Source organism: Ruegeria sp. AH3, from assembly GCF_056536265.1.
Map to the genome: position 1 here is coordinate 1,763,574 of NZ_JBQFJL010000001.1, position 16,188 is coordinate 1,779,761.

The 16,188-nt window shown below is 61.5% G+C and carries 13 protein-coding genes; 4 read left to right on the forward strand and 9 right to left on the reverse strand.

Annotated features, from left to right (window positions below):
• Positions 1-47: 47 nt before the first annotated feature.
• From gatB to ACR3EM_RS08875, 4 genes are all read left to right on the forward strand, one after another.
• Positions 48-1,559: an Asp-tRNA(Asn)/Glu-tRNA(Gln) amidotransferase subunit GatB gene (gatB, locus tag ACR3EM_RS08860; RefSeq protein WP_480470350.1), complete on the forward strand. Its 1,512-nt coding sequence runs from the start codon at positions 48-50 to the stop codon at positions 1,557-1,559.
• A 153-nt stretch (positions 1,560-1,712) separates the two neighbouring features.
• Positions 1,713-2,951: a peptidase T gene (gene pepT / locus ACR3EM_RS08865; RefSeq protein WP_480470351.1), complete on the forward strand. Its 1,239-nt coding sequence runs from the start codon at positions 1,713-1,715 to the stop codon at positions 2,949-2,951.
• A gap of 111 nt (positions 2,952-3,062) precedes the next feature.
• Complete coding sequence (locus ACR3EM_RS08870; protein ID WP_480470352.1) at positions 3,063-3,494, forward strand: DUF4177 domain-containing protein; 432 nt, start codon at positions 3,063-3,065, stop codon at positions 3,492-3,494.
• Positions 3,495-3,608: 114 nt separating this feature from the next.
• On the forward strand, positions 3,609-4,982 hold the full coding sequence (locus ACR3EM_RS08875) for a DUF3179 domain-containing protein (protein WP_480470353.1): 1,374 nt from the start codon (positions 3,609-3,611) through the stop codon (positions 4,980-4,982).
• Here ACR3EM_RS08875 and ACR3EM_RS08880 read toward each other — a convergent pair whose 3' ends face one another.
• From ACR3EM_RS08880 to ACR3EM_RS08920, 9 genes are all read right to left on the reverse strand, one after another.
• Positions 4,983-6,668: a chloride channel protein gene (locus ACR3EM_RS08880; protein WP_480470354.1), complete on the reverse strand. Its 1,686-nt coding sequence runs from the start codon at positions 6,666-6,668 to the stop codon at positions 4,983-4,985.
• A gap of 93 nt (positions 6,669-6,761) precedes the next feature.
• On the reverse strand, positions 6,762-8,411 hold the full coding sequence (gene recN / locus ACR3EM_RS08885) for a DNA repair protein RecN (RefSeq protein ID WP_480470355.1): 1,650 nt from the start codon (positions 8,409-8,411) through the stop codon (positions 6,762-6,764).
• Between the two features lie 36 nt (positions 8,412-8,447).
• Positions 8,448-9,308: an outer membrane protein assembly factor BamD gene (locus tag ACR3EM_RS08890; protein ID WP_480470356.1), complete on the reverse strand. Its 861-nt coding sequence runs from the start codon at positions 9,306-9,308 to the stop codon at positions 8,448-8,450.
• A gap of 127 nt (positions 9,309-9,435) precedes the next feature.
• Positions 9,436-10,356, reverse strand: coding sequence for a UDP-3-O-acyl-N-acetylglucosamine deacetylase (lpxC, locus tag ACR3EM_RS08895; RefSeq protein WP_480470357.1), 921 nt, complete (start codon positions 10,354-10,356; stop codon positions 9,436-9,438).
• A 214-nt stretch (positions 10,357-10,570) separates the two neighbouring features.
• A complete protein-coding gene (gene ftsZ / locus ACR3EM_RS08900; RefSeq protein ID WP_480470358.1) occupies positions 10,571-12,172 on the reverse strand; it encodes a cell division protein FtsZ in 1,602 nt (533 codons plus the stop codon).
• Between the two features lie 350 nt (positions 12,173-12,522).
• Positions 12,523-12,942 carry a hypothetical protein gene (locus ACR3EM_RS08905; protein ID WP_480470359.1) on the reverse strand — a complete coding sequence of 140 codons (420 nt, stop codon included), beginning with the start codon at positions 12,940-12,942 and terminating at the stop codon, positions 12,523-12,525.
• On the reverse strand, positions 12,929-14,263 hold the full coding sequence (ftsA, locus tag ACR3EM_RS08910) for a cell division protein FtsA (protein WP_480470360.1): 1,335 nt from the start codon (positions 14,261-14,263) through the stop codon (positions 12,929-12,931). The genes ACR3EM_RS08905 and ftsA overlap by 14 nt, the downstream gene beginning before the upstream one ends.
• Before the next feature lie 8 nt (positions 14,264-14,271).
• The gene (locus ACR3EM_RS08915) at positions 14,272-15,279 is read right to left on the reverse strand and encodes a cell division protein FtsQ/DivIB (RefSeq protein WP_480470361.1); all 1,008 of its coding nucleotides are present in this window, start codon (positions 15,277-15,279) and stop codon (positions 14,272-14,274) included.
• Complete coding sequence (locus ACR3EM_RS08920) at positions 15,267-16,184, reverse strand: D-alanine--D-alanine ligase (RefSeq protein ID WP_480470362.1); 918 nt, start codon at positions 16,182-16,184, stop codon at positions 15,267-15,269. The genes ACR3EM_RS08915 and ACR3EM_RS08920 overlap by 13 nt, the downstream gene beginning before the upstream one ends.
• Positions 16,185-16,188 lie beyond the last annotated feature (4 nt).

Consider the following 16,188-nt stretch of genomic DNA (forward strand, 5'->3'; position numbering starts at 1 on the left):
CCGGGCCTAATACGCAGGCTTAGACTTCTGCGGAAATGAGGCGCGCCATGCTCGACCTGACATACGAAATGCCCAAACCCAAAACCATTGCCGGGGCCAAGCACGATTGGGAACTGGTGATCGGGATGGAGGTGCACGCTCAGGTCTCATCCAATGCCAAGCTGTTCTCGGGTGCGTCGACCCAATTCGGGGCCGAGCCGAACGCGAACGTGGCTTTCGTGGATGCGGCGATGCCCGGCATGCTGCCGGTGATCAACGAATACTGCGTTGAGCAAGCCGTGCGCACCGGGCTGGGTTTGAAGGCGGATATCAACCTGAAATCGGCCTTTGACCGCAAGAACTATTTCTACCCTGACCTGCCGCAAGGCTACCAGATTTCCCAGCTTTATCAGCCTATTGTGGGCGAAGGCGAGGTTCTGGTCGAGATGGGCGACGGCACCGCACGCATGGTTCGGATCGAGCGTATCCACATGGAACAGGACGCGGGCAAATCCATCCACGACATGGACCCGCATATGTCCTTTGTCGACCTGAACCGGACCGGTGTCTGCCTGATGGAGATCGTTTCGCGCCCTGATATTCGCGGGCCTGAAGAGGCCGCTGCATACATTGCCAAGCTGCGCCAGATCATGCGGTATCTGGGCACCTGCGACGGCAACATGCAGAACGGCAACCTGCGGGCGGACGTGAACGTCTCGATCTGTTTGCCGGGTGCCTATGAGAAGTATCAGGAAACACAGGACTTTTCGCATCTGGGCACCCGCTGCGAGATCAAGAACATGAACTCGATGCGCTTTATCCAGCAAGCGATTGAGGTCGAGGCCCGTCGTCAGATCGCCATCGTTGAAGGTGGCGGCACCGTCGATCAGGAAACCCGTCTGTATGATCCGGACAAGGGCGAGACACGCTCGATGCGGTCTAAAGAAGAGGCGCATGACTATCGCTACTTCCCTGACCCCGATCTGCTGCCGCTGGAGATCGAGCAGGCATGGGTCGATGACATCGCCGCCAAGCTTCCAGAGCTGCCGGACGACAAAAAGGCGCGTTTTATCAGCGAGTTCGGGCTGACCGACTATGACGCTTCGGTGCTGACCGCCGAGGTGGAATCAGCAGCCTATTTCGAAGAAGTCGCCAAGGGGCGCAGCGGCAAGCTGGCTGCAAACTGGGTCATCAACGAGCTGTTTGGCCGCCTGAAGAAAGAAGATCACGATATCACCGAGTCTCCGGTCTCTCCTGCTCAGTTGGCGGGCATCATTGATCTGATTTCGTCGGATGCGATCTCGGGCAAGATCGCCAAAGACCTGTTCGAAATCGTCTATACCGAAGGCGGTGACCCGGCGCAGATCGTCGAAGAGCGCGGCATGAAACAGGTGACCGATACCGGTGCCATCGAGGCTGCTTTGGATGAGATCATCGCCGCCAATCCGGCGCAGGTTGAGAAGGCCAAGGTGAACCCGAAACTGGCGGGTTGGTTCGTCGGTCAGGTGATGAAAGCCACCGGCGGCAAGGCCAATCCGAAGGCCGTTAACGAATTGGTCAGCAAGAAGCTCGGTTCATAAATCTTCCGAGTTGTACAAACCCCAGACAGGGGTTTGTTCGACTTGTACATAACAAAAACTTAATTTCAGGCACCTGAAAAGGGGCGAGCCATCGGCTTGACTCCTCGCCCGAATGCGCATTCTCATCTCGCCAAGTCAGAGAGGTGAGCAGTCATGAAAAATCGTTTCGATCAGGAACTGGAAACCCGGTTGGTGCGCTATGCCGCCATCGACAGTCAGAGCGATGAGACCTCGCCCTCGACCCCTAGCACCGAAATCCAGTTCGACATGCTGAACCTGCTGCAGCAGGAGCTGACCGAAATCGGTGCGCAAGACGTGCAGATGACTGGCGACAGCGTGGTCATGGCGACGATTCCCGGCACGGCTGAGGGGCCGACCATCGGGTTTCTGGCGCATGTGGACACGGCACCGCAGTTCAACGCGACCGGCGTCAAGCCGCGGGTGATCAAGGGGTATAATGGCGGTGAAATCACCTTCCCCGATGATCCCGATCTGGTGTTGTCGCCGGAAGAGCACCCCTATCTGGCCGAGAAGATCGGGCATGATCTTATCACCGCGTCGGGCACCACCCTGCTGGGTGCGGATGACAAGGCGGGTGTCTCGATCCTGATGACGCTGGCGCGGCATCTGCTGGAGAACAAGGATGTGCCCCACGGTCCGATTCGCATCGCCTTTACCCCGGATGAAGAGATCGGGCGCGGTGTTACCGAACAACTGCCGAAGGATATGAACGCCGATTTCGCCTATACGCTGGACGGTCAGGAACTGGGGGAGATCGAATACGAAAGCTTCTCGGCCGACCGCGCGGTGATCAAGATCACCGGCGTGTCGATCCATCCGGGTCTGGCCAAAGACAAGATGGTGAATGCGGCGCATCTGGCGGCGAAGATCGTGCAGACGCTGCCGCAGGCGACGATGACGCCCGAAGTCACTGACGGACGTCAGGGCTTCATCCATGTCACCGACATGAATGGCGGCTCGTCCGAGATGGAGATCAAGCTGATCCTGCGCGATTTCGAAATGGACGCGCTGGAGGCGCAGGGCGATCTGGTCCGTCAAGTCTGCGCCGCCGTGCAGGCGACCGAGCCGCGCGCGACCATCACTTGCGACATCTCTCACCAGTATCGCAACATGCGTTATTGGCTGGAAAAGGACATGACCCCGGTCGATCTGGCGCGTGAGGCGTGTCGGGAACAGGGGATCGAGCCGGTTTCTGTCCCGATCCGGGGTGGCACTGATGGCTCTCGGTTAACCGAATTCGGGACGCCCTGCCCCAATATCTTCACCGGAATGCAATGCATTCACGGCCCGCTGGAGTGGATCTCGGTTCAGGATATGGCGGTCGCGACCGAACTGTGTCTGTCGCTGGTCGGCAAGGCAGCGCGAGGCTAAAGCCACAGTGCGGGCCGAAATTCGCCCACAAATTTCACCTGGGCGTGATCTTGGCTTTCACCCGTCTGTCAAAATGTTAACTTGCCCCGACACGGCAATCAGGACCAGTTGATGCAGCGCTACGAATACAAAGTTGTCCCCGCTCCGCAAAAGGGCACCAAGGCGAAAGGCGTGAAGACGCCCGAAGGCCGGTTTGCCACCTCGATCGAGCAATTGCTGAACCAGTTGGGACAGGATGGCTGGGAGTATCAGCGCGCCGAGTTGCTGCCTAGCGAAGAACGCTCGGGGCTGACCGGATCGACCACCAACTGGCGCAATGTGCTGGTGTTTCGTCGGGCGGTTGCCGTTGAAAACGCGGCGCAGCCTGAGCCTGAGGACAGCACCGTCACGCCGCGTGCGGTTCCCGGCCCTGATGAGGTTCTGACCACGCCACCTGCCGCCCCGGCCCCAATCCCGGAAGAGCCGCAGGACCCGCCGCTGACGCTGAAAGCGTCGGAAGAGATCGAGCCCGTCGCGGAGGACGAGGTTAAAGACAAGGCCTGACGCGGGGCAATCCTTCGAAACCAGGATTTGATATTACACCCTGCTCACGCGGGTGTTTCGTGTATGTGAGCGCGATTGCGGGCAGATTGGGGTTGCAGCCAATCGGAGGATGCCATGTCGATCACACGTCGCAGTTTCACCGCTTTGTTGGGGGCCGGTGCCGTCGCGCCCTCGGAGCTCTGGGCGCAGCAGGAAGATCCGGTGCTGGAGGCGGTGCGGTCCACGCTCTATGCCGGACGCACAGATTTTGAGGCTGGGATGGCCTTTCTCAGGGACCGTGGCAATCCGGATGTCGTGCCCGCCCTGCTGACCGCGATGCGGTTCGGGCGACGGCGCGAGGTCGATATTGCCGAAGTGATGGAAGCACTGACCGGAGAAACGCTCGGCACCGATTGGTTCGGGTGGATGCTGTGGCAGGAGAAGAATCCCCAGATCGTACCGCATGCCTCATTGGCGCCGTTCAAGCGCGAAGTGCTGCTGGGGATCGACGAGAACTTTGACCTGTTCCTGCGGCCTGAATACCTGCAGCGCGACAAGATGAAGATCCGGCTGGAAGAAATCACGTGGGGCGGTGTGGTCAAGGACGGCATCCCGTCGCTGGACAATCCCAAGCTGATCTCGGCGGCGCGGGCGGACTACATGAAAGACGACGATCTGGTCTTTGGTGTCTCGATCAATGGCGATGTGCGCGCTTATCCGCTGCGGATCATGGGTTGGCACGAGATGTTCAACGAGGTGATCGGAGGAGTTCCGGTCGCATTGGCCTATTGCACACTCTGCGGATCGGGGATTTTGTTCGAAACGCAAGTCGAGGGGCGGCGCAAGCCGTTTGTCTTTGGCTCGTCGGGGTTCCTATATCGCTCGAACAAGCTGATGTTCGACCGTGAGACGCATTCGCTGTGGAACCAATACACGGGCAAGCCGGTGGTCGGACCGCTGGTGAACAGCGGGATCGAGTTGAAGCAGCGTCCGGTGGTGATCACCCGCTGGGACAGCTGGAAGGCTTCGCATCCCGATACGCAGGTGCTGTCGCTCAGCACCGGGCACCGGCGCAACTATGGCTCAGGCGTGGTATATCGCGAGTATTTCGCCTCACCCGATTTGATGTTCCCGGCGCTGGTCGATCAAAGGCAGCATCGGCAGAAGGATTATGTGTTCGCGGTGCGTCAGTTCGGGGCGGCCCGGGCCTGGCCGTTGGATGCGTTCAGGGGCAAGCCGGTGATCAATGATGCGATTGGCGGGCGCGCTTTGATGCTGATAGGTGATCCCAAGAAACGCAGTGTGCGCGCCTATGAGCGCGGCGCGCATCAGTTCCGCGCGACCACCGATGGCGGGTTACTGGACGAGGCGGGCAACAAATGGACCGTCGCCGAAGAGGCTCTTGTGGCACCGGATGGCACACAGCTGCCGCGGGTGGCGGGTCATATCTCTTACTGGTTTGCCTGGGACAATTATCTGGGTGACGTAGCCAGCGTTTATGACGGCTGATCAGGAGTGTTCCTCGGCCGCGGTTGCGGCCAGCGCACGGTTATAGGCCTTGAGCGCGTCGATGTGGTACAGCGCGCCGACCGGCTCTTCGCAACCTTCCTTGTCGATGATCACCACCGGGATACAGGGAATATCGTCGCGGTCGAAATAGGGCATCGCGGCTTCAAGCGTAGCACTGGCCTTGACGCAGAGGCCCTGTTCGATCAGCGCCAGCGCCTCTTCTTTGGTGATCGAGCGCGGATCGCCGATGGGCCGCATCACGGCGCCCGCGCGCAGCATGGCAAGCAGGTAAGCCTGTGGACCCGCAGCCAGATGCACGTTGCGGCGTTCAAGCTGGGTCAGGAAGAACGATCGGTCCACGAGGCGCGAGGCCAACGCAGTGGACATCGAGACCGAGACCATCACGGCGAGACCGATCTGCCAGTCTCCGGTCAGTTCAAAAACGATCAGCGTAGTCGAGATCGGCGCGCCCAGCACTGCCGCCGCCACCGCGCCCATCCCGGCAAAGGCATAGAGCGTATGGGTGCCAGAAACGTCGGGCAGCAGGCCGGTGGCAATCAGGCCAAAAGCCAGCCCGGTCAGCGCTCCGATCATTAATGACGGGGAAAACACACCACCGCCCATTCGCCCACCCATGGTGATCGCGACGGCAACGGTTTTCATGACCGCAAACAGAATCGCCGTGGTCAGCACCAGATCTCCGGTCAGGGCGCGGATCGTGGTCTCGTAACCTACACCGATGATATGCGGGAACCAGACAGCAAGCAGGCCCAGCATGGCACCGGACACTCCGGGGCGCAGCCACCCCGGCAGAGACAGACGGTTCTGGATATGAGTACCAATATCTTCAGCAAAGAAGATCGAGCGCATCAGCACCAGTGACACCAACCCGCAGATCAGGCCAAGGATCAGGAAGGCGGGTAGTTCGACATAAAATTGCAGCGACCCGGGGGTTTCGAGCGTGAATTCGGTGACATCACCATAAGCGAGCCGGTTGATCACCGTGCCCGCGACCGAGGCGATTACGATGGGAGCAAAGGCGTGCACGGCGAAATGGCGCAACACGACCTCAAGCGCGAACAAGGCACCGGCGATAGGGGCGTTGAAGCTGGCCGAGACGGCAGCGGCCACGGCACAGCCAAGCAGGTCACGCCCGGTGATGCCGTCGGCGTGGATACGGTCGCTAACCCAGGTCGAAATGACGCCAGCCATGTGCACAACCGGCCCTTCCCGCCCCGTGGACCCGCCGGAGCTGAGCGTGATCAGCGAGGCGATGAAGGACGCAATACCGGCCTTTTTCTCGACCCGGCCATCGCTGATGGCAGAGCCTTCGATCACATCGGCGACCGAACGCACGCGGCCATCATCGGTGTACCTGTTCAGGATGATCCCGACGACCAACCCGCCGACCACAGGGGTAAGGAAGATCCAGAGCCAGTGCAGCTTTTCGGCATGGCTGTGGAGGTACAGGATATCGTCGGTGTTGTAGAGATAGGCCTGCAACGCGGCGATGGCCATGCGGAACCCAAGCGCCATGAAGCCTGCGGCGACGCCGATAATCAGGGCGATGAACCAGAATTGTATCTGGCTGGGGCCACGGTGGCGCATCACCCGCCATGCATCCCGCAGCGCCGAGAGGGCCTGGTTGAGCTGATTGCGCAGCACGGTGCGGGTCGATTGGGTCATTGGCCCTCGGTTAGCGTGGTCGCCTGACCCTTAGTAAGCCACTCGGGGGCCTGAGAAAAGTCGGTTCACGACAAGATGTTCACAGAATGCGCGTTATGCATCCAACAGGGCACGGGCGGCGGCGCGCGCCTCGTCCGTGATGGTGTCGCCTGCGACCATGCGGGCGATTTCATCCACCCGGTCGGGCTCAGCCAGCGGGATCACGGTCGAGAGCGTCTGATCCCCTGTCACCTGTTTCTGCACCCGCCAGTGATGCGCCGCGCGGGCGGCAACCTGCGGTGAGTGCGTCACCACCAGAACCTGCCCCCCCTGCGCCAATGACGCCAGACGGCGGCCAACTGCATCGGCTGTGGCGCCGCCAACGCCGCGGTCGATCTCGTCAAAGATCATGGTGCGGGCGCTGTCATCTCCGGTCAGGCAAACCTTGAGCGCCAGCAGGAAACGGCTGAGTTCACCGCCCGAGGCGATCTTGTTCAACGGGCCAGACGGCGCGCCGGGATTGGTAGCCACGGTGAAGGCGACCGCGTCGGTGCCTTCGGGGCCGGGATCGGTCGCGGTGATTTCGGTCCGGAACACGGCGCGTTCCATTTTCAGCGGCGCGAGTTCGGCCATTACGGCGCTGTCCAGCGCCTGGGCCGCCTTATTACGCGCTTCGCTGAGCGCGTTGGCGGCAGCGTCATAAGCTGCTTGCGCCTCAGCGACGGCGGCGCGCTTGTCGCTGAGGTCGGCATCGCCCGCATCGAGCCGGTTCAGCCGGTCGCGCAACGTGTCGGCGAAGGTCCCCAGATCATCCGCGGCCACGTCATGTTTGCGCGCCAGCGCGCGGATGGCGAACAGGCGTTCTTCGGTCTGTTCCAGCTCCGCCGGGTTAAAGTCGAGCGCCTGCAGGCAGGTATTCACGCCGTCCTGCGCCTCACCCAGCTCGATCAGGGCGCGGCCCAGGGCGGCGATAGGCTCTTCCAACTGACCGCCTGCACTGTCGGATACGCCTTCGAGCCAGCGGACGGCGTCGGCCATCGCGCCCTCGGCCCCGTCGCCGCCCAGCAGCGCGAAGGCGCGGGCCACGTCATCGCGGATGCGTTCCGCCCCCTGCATCATGCGACGACGGGCGTCGAGCTCGGCATCCTCACCCGGCTGCGGGTCAAGCTGATCCAGCTCAGCCACGGAATGGCGCAGGAATTCCTCTTCGGCGCGCATGGCTTCCAGCGTCGCTTCGGTCTGGGCCAGTGCCTTGCGGGCACGAGACGTTTCGGACCACGCGGCGCGCACGGCGGCAAGCCGATCCCCTGTCCCGGCATAAGCATCAAGCATCGCGCGGTGGCCGCGCGGGTTCAGCAGGCCCCGGTCATCATGCTGGCCGTGCAGCTCGATCAGGGTTTCCGATAAGGCACGCAGCACCTCGCCCGAGCAGCGGCGATCGTTGACCCAGGCGGTCTTGCGACCCTCGGCAGTGTTGACACGGCGCAGGATCAGTTCCTCTCCACCGGGCAAACCGGCCTCGGCCAGAACCGCATGAGCGGGGTGATCGTCGGGCAGTTCAAATTCGGCCACAACCTCGCCCTGCGCCGCGCCCTGACGGACCAGTTCGGCGCGCCCGCGCCAGCCCAGCACAAAACCCAGAGAATCCAGCAGGATCGATTTGCCCGCGCCGGTTTCACCGGTCAAAGCGTTCAGACCCGGCTGGAAGGTCAGTTCCAACCGGTCGATGATCAGCATGTCGCGGATATCAAGGGCGCGCAGCATCGGGTCTTTAGCATCCCACGCCTGTAGCCATGGCCGTTACAACCACTCACCCTTGATGGTCTGGCGATAAATCTGGCTGAGCCAGTTGTTGCCACGGCTCTTGAGATCAAGCCCACGCGAGGTCAGCAGCGCGTACCCTGCTTCGTACCATTCCGAGGACTGGTAGTTGTAACCCAGAATCGCGCCGGCGGATTGCGCCTCATCCACCAGACCCAGCGCCAGATAAGCCTCGATCAGGCGATAAAGCGCTTCGGCGGTGTGGGATGTGGTCTGGAAATCCTCGACCACAACGCGGAAGCGGTTGATCGCGGCGGTGAAGTGATCCTGACGCAGATAATAGCGCCCGATCTCCATTTCCTTGCCGGCCAGATGGTCGAAGGCCAGGTCGAATTTCAGGATCGCCGAGGTGGCGTATTCGCTGTCGGGATAAACTTCGATCACCGTGCGCAGGGATTGCAGCGCCTGAAAGGTCAGGCCCTGGTCGCGGCCCACTTCGTCGATCTGGTCATAATAGCTGAGCGCCAGAAGATACTGCGCATAGGCCGCGTCTTCGTCAGTCGGGTAGAAATCGATATACCGCTGCGCGGCGGCACGGCTTTCGGCATAGTTCTTGTCGGAGTGGAACGAAAACGCCTGCATGATCAGCGCGCGCTTGGCCCAGTCGGAATAGGGGTACAGGCGTTCGACTTCCGAGAAATACCACGCCGCATCATCCGAGCGATTCTGCGACAGTTCGTATTCACCACGGGTGAAAATCTGTTCGGGCGTATACCCTTCGAGGTTCTGATTACGGTCTGCGCCGCGGCTGCCGAACAGGCCATTGTCGCCGCACGCGGTCAAAACTGCTGCCACGAGAAGCGCGCCTGCGATTCTGACTGCCGCCTTGGTGCCAACCATTCCGCCCATCCTTGTCGTCTTACTTAGCGGGATTTGTCCCTGATCGGACCTCGGTCTAGCACATAAAATTCCGGGGCAAAACGCCTTATGCACCCTCGTGACGCAATTGTCGCCAGAGTTGATCGGCTTACGCCACCTGAGGAATTTCGCTGCGGACAAGGCCTTGACCGGGCAGACGCGCAGCCTGTTCCGGCGTGCACAGCACCGGACGCACCGCGCCGGGTGTTTCGAACAGCTTGCGCAGCAGGGTGTTGGTCATGGAATGGCCCGACTTTTCACCGGTGAACCGTCCCAGAATCGGGCCACCTGCCAGATAGAGATCGCCCAGAGCGTCCAGCATCTTGTGGCGTACGGCTTCGTCCGCGTGGCGGAAGCCACCGGGTGTCAGCACTTCGTCGCCCTGCACGACCACAGCGTTTTCCAGCGTACCGCCCAATGCCAGCCCGTTTTCGCGCATCGCCTCGACATCGGTGCGGCGGCAGAAAGTGCGGCTGTCGCAGAGTTCGCGGGCGAAAGATCCGTTGCGCATGTCCAGAACCTTGGTCTGGCTGCCAATGGCGTCGTCTTCGAAATCGATGTGGAATTCGATCTCGAGCCCTTCGGCCGGGGCAATCGACGCGCTTGCGCCTTCGCGCGAAACGGTGATCGGCTTGAGCACTTCATAAGCCAGAACCGGGCTGGCCTGACGGCGCACGCCTTTGGCCATGATGCCGCGCACGAATTCAACGGACGAGCCATCCATGATCGGAACTTCGGGGCCATCGATCTCGATCAGTGCGTTGTGGATACCGCATCCGGCCAGCGCAGCCATGATGTGTTCGATGGTTGAAACGGATACGCCTGCGTCATTCACCAGACGGGTGCAGAGCGGTGTGCGCTCGACCACGTCATAGATCGCCGGGATCAGTGCATTGCCCAATTCGATATCGGTGCGCTTGAACCAGATGCCGTGACCGGCTGCGGCTGGCTTCAGGACCATCGTTGCAGGCTTGCCGCCATGCAGGCCGACGCCTGTAAACGTGACCGAAGATTTGAGCGTATGTTGCAAAATGAACCTCAGCGCGTGGTGTCCAGCCTAGGGTCGGCTGTGTTGATCCCCCAACTAAGGAAGCGGGCGCTAAGGCTCAACTCACTCTTTGCAACCGATTGAAACATGATTGTGACAGATCGGCAAAACCCTGCTTAGCCCTTGTCAAAACCCTGTAATTAAAAAGAAAAGGGCCGCCAAATGGCAACCCTTTCCAACGATTTTGTTACCGCGATCAGTTGGCCTGACGGCGCAGGAAGGCCGGAATTTCGATGCGATCCTGCTCTGGGTCAGCCTCTTCGCGGGCCGGTGCCGTTGCGTCAGTTGCCCGCATTGAGGGCTGTTGGCGTACGGGTTGGGCCGGTGTATCGGCGGCGTGGCCGGTCATCCGGTCGATCAGACGATTGAACCCGAAACGGGGGCGCTCCTCGGCCGATTGCTGCGGCTCGGGGGCCGCTTCGCGCGGTGCTTCGGCCTGCCGCAGACGGTTCTGCGGGACCTTCTGCACAGCTGCCTGCAACCGCTGCATCGCCTCGGGCGACGGGGTGCCGGGGGTCTGGGCACGCGGGGCGGCATAGGAGTCTGCGATGTCTTCCGGCTCGGGCTGGGGCTCGAACTGCGCCACCTGCGGCTGGTAGGCTGGCGGCGGCAGGCCGTCATCCTCTTGCGCGGCGGGTTGTTCTTCATGCCAGCCTTCGTTCAGCTCAACATCTTCGATCGATTCAAACAGCGTGGGGGCGATGTTTGCATCCTCTGCGGCGGGGGCCTCATCCGCGGCTACGTGTTCCTGTGCGGGCTCTTCCGCGGATACCGTCCGGGTCAGCGGTGCCGACATCGAGCGGCGCGCGACCGGCACATCGTCGGTTTTCTCGCTGGCGTCGATACCGGTGGCAACGACCGAAACGCGCATTCCGCCTTCCATCTCAGTGTCGAGGGTCGAGCCGACGATGATGTTCGCCTCGGGGTCCACTTCCTCGCGGATGCGGTTGGCGGCTTCGTCCAGTTCAAACAGGGTCAAGTCGTGTGCACCGGTGATGTTGATCAGCACACCCTTGGCACCCTTGAGACTGATTTCGTCCAGCAGCGGGTTGGCGATGGCCTTCTCAGCCGCCTGAATGGCGCGGTCTTCGCCGGTTGCTTCTCCGGTGCCCATCATAGCCTTGCCCATCTCGTCCATCACGGCACGAACGTCCGCGAAGTCGAGGTTGATCAGGCCCGGACGCACCATCAGGTCCGTCACGCCCTTGACGCCCTGATACAGAACGTCGTCGGCCATCGAGAAGGCCTCGGTGAACGTGGTCTTTTCATTGGCCAGACGGAACAGGTTCTGGTTCGGGATGATGATCAACGTGTCGACGACCTTTTGCAGGGCATCCACGCCGTCTTCGGCCTGACGCATGCGCTTGGCGCCTTCAAACTGGAAAGGCTTGGTGACAACACCAACGGTCAGCACGCCCAGTTCCCGCGCCGCCTGCGCGATGATCGGAGCCGCCCCGGTGCCGGTGCCACCGCCCATACCGGCGGTGATAAAGCACATATGCGCGCCCGCCAGATGATCGACGATCTGTTCGATACTTTCTTCGGCAGCTGCGGCCCCTACGGTCGGACGCGCGCCTGCGCCCAGCCCTTCGGTAACCTTGACACCCAGCTGAACCCGCGCCGACGAACGGCTTTGCTGCAGCGCCTGTGCGTCGGTGTTGGCGACGACAAATTCAACGCCATCCAGCTGTTTTTCGATCATGTTGTCGACAGCGTTGCCCCCAGCGCCGCCAACGCCAAATACGGTAATCCGAGGCTTGAGTTCGTCGTGCCCGGGCATCGAAAGATTCAATGTCATGCTCTGTCCGCCTGTTTATATGTTGCCGCAAAATGCGGTTTTTTCTGACCTATCCACAGATTATTTTACTGTGTCATTTCGGAAACGTCACCAGAAAAATCGCCAGAATCCACAAAATATGGAGGAAATAAGGCATCGAACAACGGCATTTCGCTGTTACCGCGACATGTTGCGGCGAAAGGCTCATGCACCACTACACACGGAAAAACCCCACCCGCCCTGCGGGGGTGCGAAAACTCATTGATCACTCGTTTTAATCGCGGAAAACTGCTCAATGTCCTACCGCTGGGCCTCTATCGGGCCTTAGATAGTATTTTGCGGGAAATTGGCGGTCGCCGCAACCGATTTCTTTAGCTTATCGGGACACTTGGGCAGTTCAGGCTGTCCTCGGAAATGCTGCGGACCTCTTGGGTTTCACTGCCAACGAAGCGCGCCAGACGGACCATCAGCCGGTCGTCATGCAAAAAGGGCCACCAGCAGACCGGCAGGCCGTCGGGCGCATCGTCATAGAGAAAGCAGATCTGGCCGTTCGGCGTGGTGATCTGACCATAGACGCAACCCCGCCCCTCCATCCGCCAGACTGAGAGAGTCGGGCTGAGGAATTCCTCGGCCCCGACCAGCATGCCGCTGCGGATTTCGTGGAAAGTGATTGTCTTGCCGACGACGGCGTTCAGAAACGCCTCGGGCGAGATCAGGGTCTGGGCCGCAGCCGCAGCGGGCAAGAAGGCCGCGCTGAGGGTTGCCCGGCGCAGACGTTTACCAATTGTCACGGAACCAGCGCACGGCGCGTTTGAAGGGGCGTGCGGCGTAGGTGTCGACAGGGATTTCGAAATCCCACCATTCGTCCTGCGGGTGCGCCGCAAACAGGCTGAGGCCCACCGCTGACGAGAACCCAGGCCCGGTTGCCGATTGCGGCAGGCCATGCACGCGCAGCGGGCGACCCAAACGAACACGTTGACCCAGAATGCGGCTGGCCAGCCCGTCGAGCCCCATGATCTGGCTGCCCCCGCCAGTCAGAACGATCTGTTGGCTGGGCAGGTGGTCAAAACCTGCGGCGTCCAGACGGGTGCGGACCTCTTCGAGGATTTCTTCGACGCGGGGGCGCATGATGCCGATCAGCTCGGCGCGGCTGACGGTGCGGCGGTCATGTTCCCAGTCGCCAGTATCTCCGCCGATATCGATCAGGTCGCGGTCATCGGCCCCGGTTGCGTGGACACCGCCGTTGAAGGTCTTGATCCGTTCGGCCACCGCAGCAGGCACGCCGAGGCCCATCGAGATGTCGCTGGTCACGTGATCGCCGCCCATGCGGACGCAATCGGCATAGATCATGTGTTTCTTCATGAAGATCGACACGCTGGTGGTGCCGCCGCCCATGTCGATGCAGGCTGCGCCCAGTTCTTGCTCGTCCTCAACAAGCGCAGAGATGCCCGAGACATAGGCCGAGTTCGCAATCCCGGCCAATTCCAGATCGCAGCGCTTGATACAGCGCACGATGTTCTGGATTGCCACCGCGTCGACGGTAAGCATGTGCATATCCACAGCGAGGCTCTGCCCCAGCTGACCGCGCGGGTCGATCAGGCCCGAGCGGTTGTCGAGCGCGAAATTCACCGGTTGGGCATGCAGCACCTCGCGCCCTTCGCCGTAATCGGGCACGTCGCAGGCGTTCAGGACACGACCGACCTCGGCTTCGGTGACCAGTTGGCCTTCCAGATCAACCTGCGCGTCTAGCCCGTAAGAGCGCGGATTGGCCCCCGAAAACGACGCGATAACGTGATCGACGCGGATATCGGCCATCTTCTGCGCCGCCTGCAACGCGGTGCGGATGGCGCGCTCGGTTTCCTGCATCGCGGTGACTTCACCGAATTGCACCCCGCGCGAGCGTGTGGTCGCAGCACCGATGACGCGGAACCCGGTCTGACCGGCCATGGAGCCGATCGAGTTATCCTCGGACAGCCGCCCGGTCCCGTCGAAACGCAGGACGAGGCAGGCGATTTTGGAGCTGCCCACATCCAGAATGGCGACGACGCCGCGTTGCATCGCTTGGCGGCGCATCTGCCGCATGGCGCGTTGGGACTGATAAAGATCGGTCATCATGGTCGTTACTGCCCGCTACTCACATCTACTTTTGTGTTCCACCAGTCTGCGCTGGCTGTTTCGTTCATTCGGATGGTTGGCCGCTGACCGAGGCGCATATCGACCACGGCCACATCACGTTCCAGAAGGTCCTGCACTTCGTTCACCGCCAGCACGCGTTCCAAGGCGCGCGCAGGGCGTTCGGTCGGCAGCATGATGCGCTGCTTGCGATCCAACACCAGATCCCAGCGCCGCTCGCCAACGCGGACAAGGCCGCGGACCCGCTCGCCCAAACTGCGGGCGGTAGAGAGGATTTGCAGCGCTTCCGGTACGTGTTTATCCGCGCCCTTCCCTGCGATCAGCGGAAGGTTCGCGTGATCGGCGCGCGCTGCGATCATGTCCACATGGGCACCGGTCTCATCCAATAGCTCGATCCCGTCACGGGTGCGCCAGACGATCACCGGCTGACGTTCGATCACGTTGACCTGCAGGATTCCGCCGGGGCGAATGCGTACGGTGGCCGATTTCACCGGGTCCAGCCCGGTGATCGTGTCGCGGATCTGTTCGACATCCAGATCCCAGGAGCTGAGCGGAAAGTCGAGCGGCACGACCTCGCGGATATCCTCGGACAATGTGGTCCCTGCCCCATCGATGGCCATCAGGTTGACCATGAATTCGGGGCGTTCCTGGATCGAGGTCTTGATGTCAGCAATATACGTCTCGAGCGCCATGCGGCGATCTTCCGAGGCGAAATACAGACCAATGGCTGTCACGACGGCCAGAATTGGCAGGCCGATCTTCAGGCCCCGGCGAATCCCGGGCGTCAGCATCCAGCGCTGCAGCCGGTAGCTGAGCTTTGACGGGGCCGGATCAACAAACCGGCCCGACCGGCCAAACAGACGCATTCCACGCAGGCGCAGCCTGGGCTCCGCCTTGGGTTCGGGCCTTGGTGCGGTATTAAAGTCGGCATCCGGCCCGGCCAGCGGTTTGGTCCGGTGGATCACCGGCGCGCGGGTGGCGATCAGCGGTCGCATGAGGCGTCCTCCACCATCCAGGCGCAGAGCTGGCCGAACGTCATGCCGCAATACTCGGCCTGTTCAGGCACCAGCGAGGTCGGCGTCATACCGGGCTGGGTGTTGGTTTCGAGCAGGAACAACCCGTCGACCCCCATGCTGTCATCCCAGCGATAGTCGGTCCGTGACACGCCGCGACATCCCAGCGCTTTATGCGCCTTCACCGCATAGTCCATGCAGCGATCAAAGATGTCCTGCGGGATGTCGGCGGGCAGCACATGCCACGATCCGCCGGGCTTGTACTTGGCGTCATAATCGTACCAGCCGCCATCAGTCATGATCTCGGTCACTGTCAGCGCGCGGTCGCCCATCACGGTCACGGTCAGTTCCCGGCCTGCGACATATTTCTCGACCATCACCTGATCGGGCATCGCCTCGTCCAGCTGAGGCGGGCCGTTGGCGTTTTCATGCACGATATAGATGCCGACGCTGGAGCCCTCGTTGTTGGGCTTGGCTACGTAGGGAGGTTCCATCACATGGACCTCGATCACCTCGACCTTGGGCACGATCACGCTGGGCACGACGGGCAGGCCCTCGGCGGCGTAGACCTCTTTGCTGCGCTGCTTGTCCATCGCAAGGGCCGAGGCCAGCACGCCGGAATGCGTATAGGGAATGCGCATCCATTCCAGCAGGCCCTGCACACAGCCATCCTCGCCCCAGCGGCCATGCAGGGCGTTGAAAACCACATCCGGCTTGATCTCTGAAAGGCGCGCGTAGAGGTCGGGACCTGCGTCCAGTTCGACCACTTCAAAGCCTTCTCCCACAAGGGCGGCTGCGCATTCGCGCCCAGAGCTGAGAGACACCTCGCGTTCCGCCGAGGGGCCACCCATCAATACCGCCACTTTGGGGTTTGTCCTGCTCGACATACCC